Here is a 16,353-nt window from a genome sequence, read left to right as displayed (position 1 = left end):
CAACTATGCGGTTACGCTGCGGAAAGTTTTCCCTGTCGGGATTGGTACCCGATGGATATTCGGATAATAAACCGCCGTTTTGGAGCATTTTATCGGCCGTAGCACGATTTTGGGCCGGATAAAGCCTGTCGAGCCCATGGCCGAGTACACCTACGGTTGGCAGGTTTAACTTTACGCATTCTTTATGTGCCGCCACATCAATACCATGCGCCAGGCCGCTTACTATCAATACATTATATTGCTGTAATTCCTCAACTAACTGATGACACAGCTGCTTACCATAGTCGGTAGCATTACGGGTGCCTACAATACTAATTACATGAGGCGGGTTAAGTTCCATTTTTCCCTTCGCGTAAAGCAGCACCGGCGAATCGTGGCAATTTTTTAAACGTTTAGGATAGCGGGCATCGGTATAAAAAATAACTTCTATACCATTTTGTTCAATAAACTTCAGTTCCTTTTCGGCCTGCTTCAATGCGCCGTCAAAGTTCCATTTTACAGCGCGTTTCTCTCCTATGCCCGGAATCCTGATCATCTTTTCGGGTGAAGCTTTAAACACTTCCTCCTCACTGCCAAGGTATGCGATCAGGGATTTAGCCGCCACAGGCCCGAGGTTTTTAACAAAAGATAAAGCTACTTTATGGAGTAATGACATTGGGTTTAGACGTGCAGATTATAGATTACAGCCCCGCAAATTATAAATATTCGGCCGATTTTCAAGCAGGATCGAACGGTATTTGTATGTAATATAATCGGAATGAATGTTCTACTTAGCCTTAAAATGCATGCTTTCCTTACATAATTTGCATATCTGCACATCCGTAATCTGCACCTCCCATAAAAAACTACAAAAATAGTTTGTAAACTATAAAAATAGTTATACCTTTATCTAACTATAAAAATAGTTTGCTATGCACATCAAAGAACTAACCAAAGCCGAAGAGCAGATAATGCAGATCCTTTGGCAGCTGAAGGAAGCCATTGTTAAAGATATTATTGAAGAAATGTCTGAGCCTAAACCGGCTTACAATACCGTATCAACTGTGGTGAGGGTACTGGAAGGCAAAGGCTTTATCGACCATAAGGCTTATGGCAACTCGCATGTTTACTACCCGCTTATCAGTGACGCGGAATACAAAAAATTCACCTTTGATAAGATGATGAAAAACTATTTCAGCAACTCGTATCAAAGTTTGGTATCGTTTATTGTTGACGAAAAGAACATCAGCGTAAAGGAATTGGACGAGCTAACATCATTAATTGATCAACTTAAAAGCAAAAAACGATGAACTGGCTGCATTACCTCCTCGAGGCAAATTTGTACCTGTGCGTATTTTATGCCGGGTATTGCCTGTTTTTAAATAAAGAAACCCACTACACCTTAAACCGTGTATACCTGCTGCTAAGCTGTGTTGTTTCATTTGTTTTGCCGGTAATGCAAGTTGGCTGGTTAAAACAGGTTGAAGCGGCAACAAAAACAGTCGTCATTATTCCCCAAACGGGTTATCAAACAACGGTACAAAAGCTTGCCGTACAACCAACGTTAACCTTTAACGATATTTTGATTTACGCCTATATACTTGGTATAATAGTGCTTACCACAATACTTTTTATCAGGCTTTATCAACTGGCAAAACTCACAAAGGCTACCAAAACTTTGGTTGATGATAAGTATAAACTCATCAATATAGAGGGATCCAATACTGCCTTTTCCTTCTTTAACTACCTTTTTATCGGCACAAAAACAGAAGCAAATAATGTCATTATCAGGCACGAACTGGTACATATCCGTCAAAAACATTCGGCCGATATTGTTTTCCTGGAGCTGATCAAGATCATCAACTGGTTTAACCCGCTCATTTATTTATTGCAGATAAGCCTGAAAACCATCCATGAATATATAGCCGATGAGCAAACGGCTGCACAGGAAAGTGATGCCCTTAGCTATTCGTCATTTTTGGTAAGCAATGCTTACGGGTTAAACGGCTCGCCGCTGGCGCATTCATTTTTCAATTATAACTTATTAAAAAAGAGGATAATCATGTTAAACCAAAAACGTTCGGGGAAATTAGCCAGGCTAAAATACCTCGTGGCCGTACCCATAAGCGCCGGCCTGCTTTGCGCGTCGACCTTAGTATTCAGTAAAAGCTATGGATTTATTGATCTGATGCCAGGCCAAAAAAGTACATCTTTCGTCGCAGCTGCTATCCATAATCCGGTTGTCGACACATCACAAGTCAACAAAACATCGACCACTGCCAAAGGCTATAAATACGAGGAAACCGGTTACCTGGTTAATAAAAAAACCGATTTCCGGGTGATCATTACCGAAAAGAACGGAGAGCAAAAAGAGTACTATAAAAGCAAAGCGACACCAGAGGAACTGGCCACGCTGAAGAGTAAATATGGCTATACGTTCCCTAAAATGTTAATTTATCCGAAACTTCCGCCACCACCACCTGCTCCGCCGGTAAAAAGTAAAGCACCCAAAGTTGCTGATGTAAAGCTTCCTCCTCCTCCTCCGCCGCCTGCCAGCTTGGTAAAAACAAAAAAGGCACCTAAAGTAGTAGAAGTAACACCAGCCGCGCCGGTAGAAGCTCCTTCACCTGCTGAACCAAGCTCACCACAACCGCCGCCACCACCACCTGCCGATCCGTTTCAGAATCTATATTCGTATGTTGCTAAACACGTCCGCTATCCATCAAAGGCACGCTTAAACCATATTTCGGGAAGAGTGACCCTAAACTTCAATGTCAATAACGGTAAAATAAGTGACGTGGCTCTTGTAGAAGGTGTTGACCAGGATATTGACAATGAAATATCAAGGGTTTTGAATGATTTTGACGGCGACCTCAGTATAAAATCAGGCCATTACAAGTTACCCGTATCTATGGCTTTAGTAGCTACTAACGATACTTATTACACTCCTGTGCCATCAAAACAATATGATCAGGCAATAGCTTCTGTTAAGCCTTCAACTACACTTCGCGAAATAACCGTTGTGGGTTATGCACCTTAAATAGCACAGGATACCAATAAATATAAAGCTTTAACAGGCTTCACTATTGCCGACCGGCCTAAAACCGTCCCGGCAATTTTCTGCGTTCAGCCCTCTTCTCTTCCTCAAATCTCCTCTTTCACAAATAGTTAAATAATTTCCTTTAATATCCAAAAGTTTGTAACTTAGTGATATATCCTATAAAATTACAACCAAACAAGGCAAACCTATCAAAATACGCTTTGTTTAATAAGTACCAATTATACTTTCTGAACCTTACCGTTACGCTGATTTTGTTCATTTTTAATCTTTATATTATGAAAAAGTTCGGTATCATTTTAGCAATTGTGGGCCTTGTGATGCTCATTGCAGGTAATTTTTTCTATAAGCATACTATAAACGCTGTGGACAGCTCGGGCAGTTCAATTATTACTACCGGCTTAAATGGCGGATGGACATTTAAACTGCCTGTTTTTGCCGGTGGCGCCTTATTTTTCCTTGGGTTTGTTTTCTGGGCAGCATCACGCACCGACAATCAGCACCATGATCATTTGATATAGAATAAGCTGCGGATTAAAGAAATAGTAGCTTTGATAAAAGAGTTATGCTACTTTGTCAGGCGAAGATCTGCCTACAAAGTCCTGCTCCAGAAAGCACCGCAAGCAAGTAAAAACTTACGAAGTTTTAAAAACTTCGTAAGTTTGGATTAGATATATTATAATGTGTAACGATAGTGAAACCGGAGTATTATCCCTTCACGTATATCACCTGTTTCGTTTCAAAAAACTCTTCTCTAAAGTAGTCTTTCAGGTGATATTGGGTAACCTTTAAGCCTGATTCTTTGATCTCCTGTTCAAGATCTCCGCCCTTTAAATAAAGGATGCCATTGGGAAGTTTATTATTTGATTGCTTGCTGAATTTACCTTTCACCCATGGATAAAAATCCTTTAACTGGGTAACCGCACGTGATACAACGAAGTCAAATTTGTCAGTAATTTGCTCAGCACGGGCATGTGATGCCTTTACATTTTTGAGGCCTAAAGCAGCCGCAACTTCAGTTACAACCTTGATCTTTTTACCTATTGAATCAACTAAATGAAACTGTGTTTCGGGAAATAAAATAGCCAGCGGAATGCCCGGAAAACCGCCGCCGGTACCAACGTCAAGTACATTTTCGCCTGGTAAAAAAGCCATAACTTTAGCAATCCCGAGCGAATGGAGCACGTGGCGCTCATACAAAAGATCAATATCCTTGCGCGAAATTACGTTGATCTGGCTGTTCCAATGTTCATATAAAGCTGGCAATTTTTCAAATTGCTCACGCTGTTCAGCACTTAAATCAGGAAAATATTGTAGAATTATTTCAGATGTCATCCCTGTTAAAACGGTTAATAATATTGCCAAGCAGGTACCTTGCCCTAAATAATTGAGCCTTTACTGTCCCTAACGGGAGGTCGAGCTGCTGGGCTATTTCTTCGTATGAAAGTTCATCAAAATAACGCAAAGTAATGAGATTTCTGTAGCGTGTAGGCAAACTTTCTATCAGCAATTTCAGCTCCTGGGTTTGTTGTTTTTTGATAGATGTTTCTTCAGGATTGAGAATATCGGCCTTAATTTGCAGTGGTTTTTCATCCCCTTCATCATCCATCATACCATGGATAGACATGGTACTTAGTTTCTTTTTACGGATAAAATCAATGCAATTATTAGTCGCGACTCTGAAAAGCCATGTACTAAAAGCAAAATCAGGCTGGTATTTTTCAAGCTTCTCAAATGCTTTGGCAAACGTTTCAACCGTTAGATCCATAGCATCTTCCTTGTTGTTCACCATCTTCAGCACCATAAAATAAATCGAATCTTTATAACGGTGCATCAGATCAGCGTAGGCTTTTTGATCTCCCTGCCTGGCCTTCACTACCAGATGAAAATCATTCTTTGCATTTTCGGTAAAGTTGGCGTTTATTTCCATTGAGTAGTTTTTAAAAAGGTACCGATCAATCCAAAAACGTTTAAATACATATAGTAAAATATGTCAAAAAAGGGGAGATACCACAAAAGGTCTTTACCACTAAGTTTTTTAAATATACGATTATAAATGGCCATTTGTAATATCAACCGAAAAACGCACAAACCTAATGCCAGTAACGGTTCATATCTTAAAATAAGGAATAATATTAATAAAATATAGAATATAAAGCCACTAACTGCATCAAAACTAAGCATACGCCTGTGCTGGTTTTTATACAGTTTGCCTACCCCCATATGGCGTTTTTTTTGCTTAAACCATGATTTAAAAGTGGTTTTAGCTTCTGTAAACATAAATGATTCCGGATTCAGCTCAACAACCGTATTATCGGCAGTAGCGTGCTGATTAACAAACAGGTCGTCGTCGCCCGATATTACGTGCATATGCGATGCAAAGCCTTTTGCGCTAAAAAACAACGCTTTTGTATAGGCCAGGTTACGGCCTATACCCATATAAGGATCGCCGGTTAACGCGCTCGACAGGTAATTTGTTGCCGTTTTTATCGTTTCAAAGCGGGTAAAAGTATTAATAAAGCCGCCGGTTCTATAGTAAGGAGAGTATCCTAAAACTATCTGCACTCCACTGGTAAAATTGGCTGCCATACGGCTGATCCAGTTTTCGGACGCCGGCTTACAATCGGCATCGGTAAATAAAAGGTATTCATTTTTTGAGGCTTTGATTCCCAGCGTAAGTGCAAATTTTTTCCCGGTTTTAAAGCGGTCATGTTCAGTAATAGTAACAACTTTCAGGTGGGCGTACTGCTTTTGCAACGTTTCCAGCACCTCGTCGGATGTATCATACGAGCAGTCATTAATAACAACAACCTCAAAATCGGGATAGTTTTGCTCCAGTATAGATGGCAGGTTTTCCTGTAAATTACGGGCCTCATTACGGGCGCCGATAATAACGGAAACGGGGATCATCACCTGTGGCGGAGGCCCTTCGGTGGGTTTAAAGCCTGCGAGGCGGGAATGCCTGCTTACCAGGTAATATAGCTGAACTATAAAACAAAGCTGAAAAAGAATAAAAAGCGCGTCGTGTAAGTACGTTTCCAAACAAAAAAAATAATGAGGCAAATTTGTTAAAAATCAATGAAATTAAGGCTCAATATCAGCGTTAATTTGAAGTTTAATATACTCTTATTTAATCCCCCTCAAAATAAAAGTACTTTAATTAACATGGTTTTAATATTCAGCACGTTTATAAATAGCTTTTATCCTGCCGTTGGCGCTGAAAGGGCGGTCATGAGGCTTTTTTTTGCTAATTTTGCAACCCTAAAATGAAATTTAACTTAACAGCACAAGACCCGCTTTCAAAGGCCCGCGCCGGCGAGATCACTACCGACCACGGTACTATACAGACCCCTATATTTATGCCCGTTGGTACAGCAGGTACCGTAAAAGCAGTGCACCAGCACGAGCTTAAACAGGATATTTCTGCACAAATTATACTGGGTAACACCTATCATCTATATCTGCGCCCGGGGTTAAACACCCTGGAAAGCGCCGGAGGCTTACATAAATTTAACGGTTGGGACGGCCCTATCCTAACCGATAGCGGCGGATACCAGGTGTATTCATTAACAGAAGTACGCAAAATTAAGGAGGAAGGCGTTACCTTCCGCTCGCATATTGACGGATCAAAACACCTCTTCACTCCCGAAAACGTGATGGATATTCAGCGCATAATTGGTGCCGATATCATCATGGCTTTTGACGAGTGTACCCCCTACCCATGTGATTACAATTACGCGAAACGATCGATAGAAATGACCCATCGCTGGCTAAAGCGCTGCTGCGACAGGTTCGACAGCACTCAGCCAAAATATGGATACAGTCAAACACTTTTCCCAATTGTGCAGGGTTCGGTATATAAAGATCTGCGTGTACGTTCGGCCGAAGTGATAGCTTCATATGAGCGCGAAGGCAATGCCATAGGCGGCCTTTCGGTAGGTGAACCGGCCGAAGAAATGTATGCCATGACCGAAATTGTGTGCAATATATTACCACAGCAAAAACCGCGTTACTTAATGGGTGTAGGTACCCCTGTAAACATCCTGGAAAATATAGCACTTGGTATTGATATGTTTGATTGTGTTATGCCAACCCGTAACGCACGCAACGGCATGCTTTTCACCAAAAACGGCATCATCAATATTAAAAACGAGAAGTGGAAAAACGACTTTTCGGCTATTGAAGATGACAGCGATCTTTTTTCCGACAGGGATTACAGCAAGGCTTATTTACGCCATTTGATCCACTCGGGCGAGATGCTGGGCGCACAGATCGCAACCCTGCACAACCTGCATTTTTACCTTTGGCTTGTTAAAGAAGCAAGGAAAAAAATTATTGCAGGTGAGTTTTATGACTGGAAAAACATGATGGTAAAACGCCTCGGCCAGCGTTTGTAGCCACGCAATAATTAAAAGAATTTACCAAAGCAAAGCATGAGCATTAACAATCAAATAACCGGCAGATGAAAGCTTTTTTTCATAAACATTTAAAGATCATCGACAGGTTTATTATTGGCAAATACCTGGGCACTTTTATATTCACGATGGGTATTTTCATGGTGATATCTGTGGTGTTCGACGTGTCAGAAAAACTGGATAATTTCCTGAATAAACACGCCAGCTTTCACGATATCGTATTCAGATATTACGCCGGTTTTATTCCGTTTTATCTCAATATGCTATCGCCGCTGATCAACTTCTTGGCGGTAATTTTCTTCACCGCCAAGATGGCAAACCAAACAGAAATTGTTCCGATCCTAAGCGGTAGGGCAAGTTTCAACAGATTTTTGAGGCCCTATGTAATTGCATCTTCCATCATATTTGTGGTATCATTTTTTGCGAATGTTTACCTTATCCCGTTCACAAACCGTTTAAAAATCGACTTTGAAAATGCCAACGGAATGATGGACAATGACCCCACTAAGGTGGAGGTACACATGCAGATTGATAAGCACACCTATGTTTATCTCGCCAATTATGACCCTACAACACACCTTGGTTATAATTTTATCATGGAAAAATTCAATGGTGATACCTTGCGCGAGAAACTAATTGCCGACCAAATTCAATACGATTCTTTAAAACGGATCTGGTCTCTGAAGCAATACAGCGTTAAATATGTGAATGGAATGAAGGAGCAATTCATTAAAAGTTTTGCACCAAAGGATACTGTTTTAGACATGCACCCGAGCGATTTTATTGTATACGATAACGTATATCAGGCCATGTCATTAAGTGACCTGAACAAGAATATTGATAAGGAAAAGCTACGCAGGCCCGAGTATTTAAAGGCCATTTATTTTGAAAAATACCACCGTTTTGTATACCCATTATCAGCCTTTGTGCTCACGCTTATTGGTGTTTCCATATCATCAAGAAAGGTACGCGGAGGGGTGGGCTTACCGTTGGGGATAGGCATTTTATTATGCTTCGCTTATATTATATTAGAGAAGTTTGCATTGGTATTTTCGGTAAAAGGAGGTATGACCCCATTAGTAGCGGTGTTCATTCCTAACATCATTTTCGGCATTTTAGGTTATTACCTGCTATTAAAAGCCCCTAAATAATGGCACAAAACACCCCGTCTACCCTAAATAAGAACCTAATTATCCTTCATTTTACGGTTTTTGTATGGGGATTTACCGGAATTTTGGGCGCTCTGATCACCATTTCGGCCGTACAATTGGTGTGGTACAGGGTACTTATTGCCTTTTTATCGCTGTTTTTGTATTTCAAATTCAATAAAACAGATTTTAAGGTCGATACCAAAACGCTGATCAAACTGGTGTGCACGGGCGCAATTGTGGGTGGCCATTGGATCCTTTTCTTCGCCGCCATCAAGCTTTCAACCGTTGCGGTTACCTTGGTTTGCCTTTCTTCTATCACACTTTTTACCGCCATTTTTGAGCCGATCATCAATAAGAAAAGCATTTCAAAACTCGAAATCTTGGCCGGTCTTTTAATTATCTCAGGCATTGTTTTAATTTTCAAGTTTGAAGGAAGATACACTAAGGGTATCATAGCCGGGCTCGTAAGCGCTGTTTGTGCCAGCCTTTTTTCTATCATTAACTCACGCCAGGTTCAAAAACTACAGGCGCCCGTCATTGCATTTTATGAACTTTCAGGAGCGTTTGCATGGATCTCGATATACCTTTTTATCACCTCCGGCTATACCCGGGCCATGCTGCTGAAGCCTGCTGATATCGGCTACCTGGTACTGCTTGGCACGGTGTGCACATCGCTTGCTTATGTTGCCGGCGTATCCGTAATGCGCGAGCTTTCGGCGTTCAGGGTTGCGCTCATCACTAACCTTGAGCCCGTATACGGCATCATTATGTCGTTTATTTTTTTTGGCGATATGAACAAAATGACGCTGGGATTTTGGGGCGGGGCACTCCTTATTTTGTCTACAATCTTCTTATACCCCGTTGCCCAAAAGCAAATTACCAGGCGCAAAAACAGGGCGTAAATTTCACCTTCCCGTATCCTTACTTAACATCAGGAGCTTATAAAAGCTATGTTTTTGCCGACCATTTAATAGTCTCGCAGAAGCATAAACTCATGCTCATTTTTCTCTTATCATCACCTCGATAGGGGTAAAATACCCACGCCTGTTTAACCCATTTTTAGCCCCTCTGAGCGATTCTATTTTTTTGAGGCATTCCGGAGTCATTCAACGCTTCAGAGCAAAACAGGGGCAAAATCCATTTTTAACTTAGTGTACCAAACTAAAATTCAAAATCCTTTCAGGAAATTGAGCTGTTTGCTTTTTATTCCATTTTTATCACAATAAAAATTTGAATAAATCATTTATATAACAAAAATATAAAATTAAAAACCAGACATTTATATAATTTATATAAATAAAAAGTCAAGAAAAAGCAACACAAGTAAAATTACAAAAAACTAAAAAAAATAGCATTCTTGTTTTTGTCATTTTAAAAGTGTTATATAAATTTAATAATCAAATAATTGAATCTATTTATTTAGTGTAAAACTTTCGAATCAACCAAGAGAGAAGCAATTATTTCAAAGTGTAGTGAAGTAATTATTCAGGAATCAAAAAAAATCGCGGCATCTCTCCCGCTTGTATACAGAAATCATTTTCACGATAAATTTTCAGCACTCTCACACGATTTGTAGAAGTAAAATCTGAGAGGAAAAATTACTGTTGCGTCAAATTAGGAAGAGCTCCGATAACCCCAGTTTTTCCAAATGAAAAACACCGGGAAAATTTCGCTATGCTTAAGAACCTTCCATTTTTGAGCAAAAGAATTTTCAGCGGGACAAACGCAAAACATCAGCATGAAAAATAAGACCAATAACATCTAATCCGGCGATGAAGATTTGGATGCACGTACGCCGACACTCACCTCGTCTCAATCTCCCCGATCTTATAACAATGATTTAACGGAGATCAATTTTTATTAAACATTTAAAAAGCGGATATTGTATTAACTCTAAAATCAACATCCATCATGAGCATTAAAACAATAGTCATTGTAGTCGTCGCTGTTTTGCTTACCATCGTCCTGATGCAAAATACCGATGAGGTTTATTTCAAGTTTTTGTTCGCCACTTTCAGGGTATCCAAACTAATGATGATGCTGGTGGTGGCGATAACTGGTTTTATCCTGGGCCTGATCGTAGCCTGGCCTAAAAAACAAAAATTTGATATCGAAGGCTATCATGACGCCATCCACAAAAAAGACGACACCGATACACTAAGTGACGAAGACAGAGAATACATCAGCTAATTATGAAAACAAAAATTGGATTTATCGGCCTTGGCCACATGGGTCTCAACATGGCCAAAAACCTTATCGACTCGGGGTACCACCTGCAGGTTTACAACCGTACACTTTCGAAGATTGACGAGCTCGGTGCAGACAACGTAACCAAATGCCTGAACCCTGCCGAAGCGGCGGCAAATGTGCCGTTTTTGATTACCATGGTGTCGGATGATGAAGTGTTGCGAGAATCGGCTGTAGGCGACGGCGGAATTTTAAAAACGCTACAGCCAAATGCTGTGCACATCTCCATGAGCACTATTTCACCCGATACTTCTGAAGAATTGGCCAAATTACACCAACAGGCCGGTAGCCGCTACCTCGCCTCTCCGGTGTTTGGCAGGCCTGAAGCAGCGACTGCACGCAAGCTCTGGATCTGTGTTTCGGGCGATGAGCAAACTAAGACCGATGCCCGTCCAATCCTTGATTTGCTTGGCCAGGGAGTAATAGATTTTGGCCCATCAGTAGGTGGCGCAAACGTGGTGAAAATAGCAGGCAATTTCATGATCATGGCATCAATGGAAATGATGGCCGAAGCATTTACCCTTGCCGAAAAAAACGGATTAAGCCGGACACAGGTTTCAGAGTTTTTCGGCTCGACACTTTTCAATGCTCCCATCTTCCAAAACTATGGCAAGCTCATCGCAGGCAAGCAATACGAACCGGTAGGCTTCAAATCAAAATTAGGCTATAAGGATGCACGCCTCGCATTCAAACTATCACAGACAAGCGAGATGCCTATGCCTATTGCAAACGCAGTACACGGTCGCTTGGTAACGGCCGTAGCCAAGGGATGGGGCGAGAGCGATTGGGTAGAAGGAAAAGGGCGTGGCGTGAGTGAGGATGCAGGACTTTGATTTCGAATTTCGGATGTTCGATTTCGGATTTGTTCAAGGGTAAAAAAAGCGTCATTGAGAGGCACGAAGCAAACCCTATTAGCAAAGCAGCTATGCAAGTTTCTTTGTACAGTATGGGATTGCTTCGTGCCTCGCAATGACGCTTTAATATTTATGCATTGGTCTAAGTCTTAAATTCACCACTTGGACAAATCCGAAATCGAACATCCCAATTCCGACATCACAAATAGAACACTTCGTTTTCTGCTTCCAGAAATTTCAGATCAGGAGTATCAGCAAAAATCCCGAACACGGATGCACCGCTTCCGCTCATGCTGGAGTAGATGGCGCCGGCTTCATAAAGGGCAGCTTTGATACCGCGAATCTCCACATGATTTTTAAACACGGTTTGCTCAAAATCATTTTTGATCAGCTTCTTCCAATCAGCTATTGGCTCGTTGATGAGATCGAACAGGGAGTCTTTTACAGGGGCTGGTTTTATACCGCGGAAAGCCTCGCCGGTTGACACGTGAACGGGCGGCATTACCAACGCTATTTTGTAACCCGATAAGTCGAGTTTGATGCTCTCAAATTCGTCGCCCCGCTCAAAAGCAAACACAGGTTTATTCTCAATAAAAAAGGCGCAGTCGGCACCGAGGCGACGGGCATAGTCGACCATCTCTTCAATGGATAAACCGAGCTTAAATTCGTCATTCATCAGCCTGATAAAAAACGCCGCATCAGATGAGCCGCCGCCAAGCCCTGCGCCTATCGGGATATGCTTATGCAGGTGGATGCTTACCGGTGGCAGGTCATGATCCAGCTTAAGCATATGGTAGCCCTTAACGCAAAGATTATCCTCCATCAGGCCGGGAATGTTCAGGCCTGTCGAAGTGAAGCTGAGCTTATCGCTCGCCACCACTTCAAGGGCGTCTTTAATATCGATAGGATAAAAAATGGTTTCGAGATTATGATAACCATCCGGCCGGCGTTCAGTAATATTAAGGCCAATGTTTATTTTTGCATTCGGAAATAAAATCATACAAAGTAATTAACACGTGATGTATTTGCTAACATCAGTAGGAAACCAAAGGTAGATTATTTTTCTTTGCCCTCTGAAAATGTTCATTAGTTCATTGGTTCATTAGTTCATTGGTATCTTATCCAATCAAGCTGTAGAACCACTCACCTAATCAACTACTCACCTAATCAACTAATACAAAATGAAACAGTATCTCGACCTGATGAGGCATGTGATGGAAACCGGCGCGCAGAAGCATGACAGAACCGGCACCGGTACGGTAAGTGTGTTTGGCTACCAGATGCGTTTCAACCTTAAGGATGGTTTCCCGATGGTGACTACCAAAAAGCTCCACCTCAAATCAATTATCCACGAGCTCATCTGGTTTTTGAGCGGCGACAGCAATATCCGTTACCTGAAAGAAAACGGTGTGCGTATCTGGGACGAATGGGCCGACGAGAACGGCGACCTTGGCCCGGTTTACGGCAAACAGTGGCGCTCATGGCCTACGCCCGATGGCAGCCATATCGACCAGATCCAGCAAGTGGTGAACCAGCTTAAAAACAACCCTGATTCCCGCCGCATTATTGTGTCGGCTTGGAACGTTGCAGAGGTTAACCAGATGGCCCTCCCACCATGCCATAGTTTGTTCCAGTTTTATGTAGCGCCTCCTGATATCTCTAAGGGCGAAACAAAAGGAAAACTATCATGCCAGTTGTATCAACGCAGTGCTGATATATTCCTTGGCGTTCCGTTCAACATAGCATCTTATGCCCTGCTCACGATGATGATGGCACAGGTATGTGACCTTGACCTTGGCGACTTTGTACACACCTTTGGCGATGCTCACCTATACAACAACCACATGGACCAGGCCCGCCTGCAACTAAGTCGCGATCCTCGTCCGCTGCCAACTATGAAGATCAATCCGGAGGTTAAAGATATCTTCTCATTTAAGTTTGAAGATTTCACCCTGGAGAACTATGATCCGTGGCCGCATATTAAGGCTGAAGTGGCGGTATAGTCATTTGTTCACTGGTTCATTAGTTCATTGGTATAAGGCGTAGATTGAGTTTAAGATTTTAACAGAATTTTGTTATCCTTACAGAATTAAAAAACTACCCGTCATTGCGAGGTACGAAGCAATCCCAAACTATACAGAGTGGCTCTGCTAATCGGGGATTGCTTCGTACCTCGCAATGACGTATTGAAAAATAAAGGTTCATCCGCTCTGCACCAATGAACCTTGAACAAATGAACTAATGATACTAAGCATCATCGTAGCCATAGCCAAAAACCATGCTATTGGTAAAGACAATAAACTACTCTGGTACCTGCCTAACGATTTGAAACATTTTAAAGATGTTACTACGGGGCATACCGTGATCATGGGGCGTAAAACTTTTGATTCGGTTGGCAAGCCGTTGCCTAAGCGCCGCAACATTGTTATTACCCGGCAGGCTATCACTATAGAGGGCTGCGAGGTGGTGCCATCTATTGAAGCCGCTATTGAGCTTTGCAAAGCCGAGGACGAAGTTTTTGTTGTTGGCGGTGCCGAGATCTACAGGCAGTCAATCCCGCTTACAGACCGCATATATCTCACTATAGTTGACCAGGATTTTGAGGGGGATACATTCTTCCCCGAGTTAAATCCTGATGAGTGGCAGGAAAAAGATCGTGAAGATTTTGAGCCCGACGAAAAAAACAAGTATAAATATTCATTTATCACACTTGTACGTCGCTAACATTTTTTGTCATGATTTTGTTTTAATTTAAAATTTTGTGCTTACGAAATTTTATTAGATTTGCTGCCTTATTAAAAAAAGCTTATAAACTAATTTATTACATATTAAAAATTCGATGCAAGGCAAAGGGGTTATTAAATTTTTCGCCATACTACTGGCAGTTGTGTGCTTGTACCAGCTATCATTTACGTGGGTGGCACACAAAGTTGAGAGTGATGCCAAAGAATATTCAAAGGGAGATTCTGCGAAATACACTGCTTATTTAGATTCGATCTCCAATCAACCGGTATATCCGTTACTTAAACACGATTTTTCCTATGTAAAACAACGGGAAATTGCATTAGGTTTGGACTTAAAGGGTGGTATGAACGTTACCATGCAGATCCAGCTTGATGAAGTAATACGTAAAATTGCGAACGACAATCCTGACGTTACTTTTAACCAGGCTTTGGCTAACGCCGACAAATTACAGGCTAACGCGCAAACCAGTCAAAAGGATTACGTTGCGTTATTTGTAAGCGAATACGAAAAGCTGAGCCCTAACGGTAAGCTTGCCGCTATCTTTTCAACAAAAGATAACCAGGACCACCTGAAGTTTAACGCTTCAAACAGCGAGGTTAAAACTTATCTTGAGGATTTGGCTTCAACAGCGGTAAAACAATCATTCACCGTATTGAACACCCGTATCAACCAATTTGGCGTAACCCAGCCTAACATCCAGTTGCAACAAGGTTCAAACAGAATTTTGATTGAGCTGCCAGGCGTTAAAGAACCCGAGCGTGTTCGTAAATTACTTTCAGGTACTGCTAAATTGGAGTTCTACGAAACTTTTGATAATGCAGAGGCTTACCAATATCTGATCAACGTTGACAACCTGCTTGCTGCAAAAAGCAAAACAGCTAAAGCCGATACCGGTAAATCAGCAAAAGCCGATACTGCTGCGAAACTTGCTGCTGCAAAAGGCGATACCGCTAAAGGTGGTTCACTGTTGAGCAAAGTTCAAAAGAATGCCGCTAAAAACGATACTTCTGCTGCTTCATTAAGCAAAACAAAATTAGCTGCTCAGCACCCGCTGTTTGCAGTAATGTCATTAAACGTTGGCCAGGGTGCAAACGGTCAGCAGCAATTAGGCCAGGGCCCGGTTGTTGGTTACGCTCCTTTACAGGATACAGCTAAGGTTAATTCATACCTGCACAGTGCCGATGTTTTAGCGGTTATTCCACGCAACATCAAATTTTTGTGGGAAGTAAAACCTATTAAAAACACTAAAACTTTTGCATTATACGCAATCAAACTTACAGGTGCCGAAAACGGCCCGGTACTATCAGGCTCTGTAATTAACGACGCCCGCGCTGATAACGATCAGAAAGGCAGCCCTGAAGTTGTGATGATCATGAACTCGGAAGGTGCTCAAAAATGGCGCGCGGTTACTGCCGAAGCATCATCAGGCACCAACAAAAAAGCTATCGCCATTGTTTTGGACGATAACGTATACTCTGCCCCTACCGTTCAGAATGAAATTTCAGGTGGTGTATCATCAATTTCTGGTAACTTCACCATCGATGACACTCATGACTTAGCCAACGTATTAAAAGCAGGCCGCTTACCGGCTCCCGCCCACATCGTATCTGAATCAATTGTAGGTCCGTCATTAGGCCAGCAGGCTATCTCTGCAGGTATCACTTCAAGTATCTTAGGTTTGGTGGTCGTATTGATCTTCATGATCGCTTACTACAACCGTGCAGGTACTGTCGCGGTAGTTGCGGTGATCATCAACATCTTCTTCCTGATGGGTGTATTAACCAGCTTAGGCGCGGTATTAACCGTACCGGGTGTTGCAGGTATCGTACTAACCTTAGGTATTGCGGTAGATGCCAACGTACTGGTTTACGAACGTGTACGTGAAGAGCTTGGCCTTGGCAAAT

Annotated in this window: 16 protein-coding genes; 11 read left to right on the top strand and 5 right to left on the bottom strand. The window is 41.9% G+C overall.

Features of this window, described 5'->3' with window-relative positions:
• A partial coding sequence (locus tag VF500_RS11620; RefSeq protein WP_330859824.1) for a DNA-processing protein DprA occupies window positions 1–655 on the bottom strand: 655 nt, incomplete at its 3' end.
• Between the two features lie 256 nt (window positions 656–911).
• On the opposite strand from VF500_RS11620, the gene VF500_RS11615 reads away from it, so the two are divergent.
• From VF500_RS11615 to VF500_RS11605, 3 genes are all read left to right on the top strand, one after another.
• On the top strand, window positions 912–1,289 hold the full coding sequence (locus VF500_RS11615) for a BlaI/MecI/CopY family transcriptional regulator (RefSeq protein ID WP_330859823.1): 378 nt from the start codon (window positions 912–914) through the stop codon (window positions 1,287–1,289).
• Window positions 1,286–3,019 carry a M56 family metallopeptidase gene (locus VF500_RS11610; RefSeq protein WP_330859822.1) on the top strand — a complete coding sequence of 578 codons (1,734 nt, stop codon included), beginning with the start codon at window positions 1,286–1,288 and terminating at the stop codon, window positions 3,017–3,019. The genes VF500_RS11615 and VF500_RS11610 overlap by 4 nt, the downstream gene beginning before the upstream one ends.
• 296 nt (window positions 3,020–3,315) lie before the next feature.
• Complete coding sequence (locus VF500_RS11605; RefSeq protein ID WP_121229778.1) at window positions 3,316–3,558, top strand: hypothetical protein; 243 nt, start codon at window positions 3,316–3,318, stop codon at window positions 3,556–3,558.
• Window positions 3,559–3,745: 187 nt separating this feature from the next.
• Here the strand turns inward: VF500_RS11605 and rsmG are convergent, their stop codons facing one another.
• The 3 genes from rsmG to VF500_RS11590 are packed head-to-tail and all read right to left on the bottom strand — an operon-like array spanning window position 3,746 to window position 6,079.
• Window positions 3,746–4,372, bottom strand: a complete 627-nt coding sequence (gene rsmG / locus VF500_RS11600; RefSeq protein WP_330859821.1) for a 16S rRNA (guanine(527)-N(7))-methyltransferase RsmG — start codon at window positions 4,370–4,372, stop codon at window positions 3,746–3,748.
• On the bottom strand, window positions 4,362–4,967 hold the full coding sequence (locus VF500_RS11595) for an RNA polymerase sigma factor (protein ID WP_091210688.1): 606 nt from the start codon (window positions 4,965–4,967) through the stop codon (window positions 4,362–4,364). The genes rsmG and VF500_RS11595 overlap by 11 nt, the downstream gene beginning before the upstream one ends.
• Entirely contained in the window at window positions 4,958–6,079 is a 1,122-nt protein-coding gene (locus VF500_RS11590) for a glycosyltransferase (RefSeq protein ID WP_330859820.1), read from the bottom strand. The genes VF500_RS11595 and VF500_RS11590 overlap by 10 nt, the downstream gene beginning before the upstream one ends.
• A gap of 224 nt (window positions 6,080–6,303) precedes the next feature.
• Here VF500_RS11590 and tgt point away from each other — a divergent pair, with 224 nt between their 5' ends.
• The 5 genes from tgt to VF500_RS11565 all read left to right on the top strand — a co-directional run bounded on the left by tgt (window position 6,304) and on the right by VF500_RS11565 (window position 11,683).
• Window positions 6,304–7,434 carry a tRNA guanosine(34) transglycosylase Tgt gene (tgt, locus tag VF500_RS11585; RefSeq protein WP_330859818.1) on the top strand — a complete coding sequence of 377 codons (1,131 nt, stop codon included), beginning with the start codon at window positions 6,304–6,306 and terminating at the stop codon, window positions 7,432–7,434.
• Window positions 7,435–7,499: 65 nt separating this feature from the next.
• Window positions 7,500–8,603 carry an LptF/LptG family permease gene (locus tag VF500_RS11580; RefSeq protein WP_330859817.1) on the top strand — a complete coding sequence of 368 codons (1,104 nt, stop codon included), beginning with the start codon at window positions 7,500–7,502 and terminating at the stop codon, window positions 8,601–8,603.
• Entirely contained in the window at window positions 8,603–9,505 is a 903-nt protein-coding gene (locus VF500_RS11575) for a DMT family transporter (RefSeq protein WP_330859816.1), read from the top strand. The genes VF500_RS11580 and VF500_RS11575 overlap by 1 nt, the downstream gene beginning before the upstream one ends.
• Window positions 9,506–10,514: 1,009 nt before the next feature.
• Window positions 10,515–10,793: a LapA family protein gene (locus VF500_RS11570; RefSeq protein ID WP_330859815.1), complete on the top strand. Its 279-nt coding sequence runs from the start codon at window positions 10,515–10,517 to the stop codon at window positions 10,791–10,793.
• Between the two features lie 2 nt (window positions 10,794–10,795).
• Entirely contained in the window at window positions 10,796–11,683 is an 888-nt protein-coding gene (locus tag VF500_RS11565) for an NAD(P)-dependent oxidoreductase (RefSeq protein WP_330859814.1), read from the top strand.
• 220 nt (window positions 11,684–11,903) lie between these two features.
• Here the strand turns inward: VF500_RS11565 and ispE are convergent, their stop codons facing one another.
• Window positions 11,904–12,704 (bottom strand): 4-(cytidine 5'-diphospho)-2-C-methyl-D-erythritol kinase, encoded by an 801-nt coding sequence (gene ispE, locus VF500_RS11560; RefSeq protein WP_330859813.1) that lies wholly within the window; start codon window positions 12,702–12,704, stop codon window positions 11,904–11,906.
• A 181-nt stretch (window positions 12,705–12,885) separates the two neighbouring features.
• On the opposite strand from ispE, the gene VF500_RS11555 reads away from it, so the two are divergent.
• From VF500_RS11555 to secD, 3 genes are all read left to right on the top strand, one after another.
• Window positions 12,886–13,707 (top strand): thymidylate synthase, encoded by an 822-nt coding sequence (locus tag VF500_RS11555; protein ID WP_330859812.1) that lies wholly within the window; start codon window positions 12,886–12,888, stop codon window positions 13,705–13,707.
• A gap of 238 nt (window positions 13,708–13,945) precedes the next feature.
• Window positions 13,946–14,428 (top strand): dihydrofolate reductase, encoded by a 483-nt coding sequence (locus VF500_RS11550; RefSeq protein ID WP_330859811.1) that lies wholly within the window; start codon window positions 13,946–13,948, stop codon window positions 14,426–14,428.
• A gap of 193 nt (window positions 14,429–14,621) precedes the next feature.
• On the top strand, window positions 14,622–16,353 hold a 1,732-nt coding region (secD, locus tag VF500_RS11545; RefSeq protein WP_330859810.1), incomplete at its 3' end, for a protein translocase subunit SecD.

The organism is Mucilaginibacter sp. (assembly GCF_036383575.1).
Lineage (GTDB): Bacteria > Bacteroidota > Bacteroidia > Sphingobacteriales > Sphingobacteriaceae > Mucilaginibacter.
The sequence above is the reverse complement of the archived record's forward strand: the minus strand, read 5'-3'. Positions and strand labels throughout refer to the sequence as shown.

What these genes read in the sequence shown, in the direction of transcription:
- ispE (WP_330859813.1), bottom strand. Translation starts at nt 12,704, where the DNA reads ATGATTTTATTTCCGAATGCAAAAATAAACATTGGCCTTAATATTACT.
- VF500_RS11605 (WP_121229778.1), top strand. Translation starts at nt 3,316, where the DNA reads ATGAAAAAGTTCGGTATCATTTTAGCAATTGTGGGCCTTGTGATGCTC.
- tgt (WP_330859818.1), top strand. Translation starts at nt 6,304, where the DNA reads ATGAAATTTAACTTAACAGCACAAGACCCGCTTTCAAAGGCCCGCGCC.
- VF500_RS11555 (WP_330859812.1), top strand. Translation starts at nt 12,886, where the DNA reads ATGAAACAGTATCTCGACCTGATGAGGCATGTGATGGAAACCGGCGCG.
- VF500_RS11610 (WP_330859822.1), top strand. Translation starts at nt 1,286, where the DNA reads ATGAACTGGCTGCATTACCTCCTCGAGGCAAATTTGTACCTGTGCGTA.
- VF500_RS11580 (WP_330859817.1), top strand. Translation starts at nt 7,500, where the DNA reads ATGAAAGCTTTTTTTCATAAACATTTAAAGATCATCGACAGGTTTATT.
- VF500_RS11575 (WP_330859816.1), top strand. Translation starts at nt 8,603, where the DNA reads ATGGCACAAAACACCCCGTCTACCCTAAATAAGAACCTAATTATCCTT.
- rsmG (WP_330859821.1), bottom strand. Translation starts at nt 4,372, where the DNA reads ATGACATCTGAAATAATTCTACAATATTTTCCTGATTTAAGTGCTGAA.
- VF500_RS11550 (WP_330859811.1), top strand. Translation starts at nt 13,946, where the DNA reads ATGATACTAAGCATCATCGTAGCCATAGCCAAAAACCATGCTATTGGT.
- VF500_RS11615 (WP_330859823.1), top strand. Translation starts at nt 912, where the DNA reads ATGCACATCAAAGAACTAACCAAAGCCGAAGAGCAGATAATGCAGATC.
- VF500_RS11565 (WP_330859814.1), top strand. Translation starts at nt 10,796, where the DNA reads ATGAAAACAAAAATTGGATTTATCGGCCTTGGCCACATGGGTCTCAAC.
- VF500_RS11595 (WP_091210688.1), bottom strand. Translation starts at nt 4,967, where the DNA reads ATGGAAATAAACGCCAACTTTACCGAAAATGCAAAGAATGATTTTCAT.
- VF500_RS11570 (WP_330859815.1), top strand. Translation starts at nt 10,515, where the DNA reads ATGAGCATTAAAACAATAGTCATTGTAGTCGTCGCTGTTTTGCTTACC.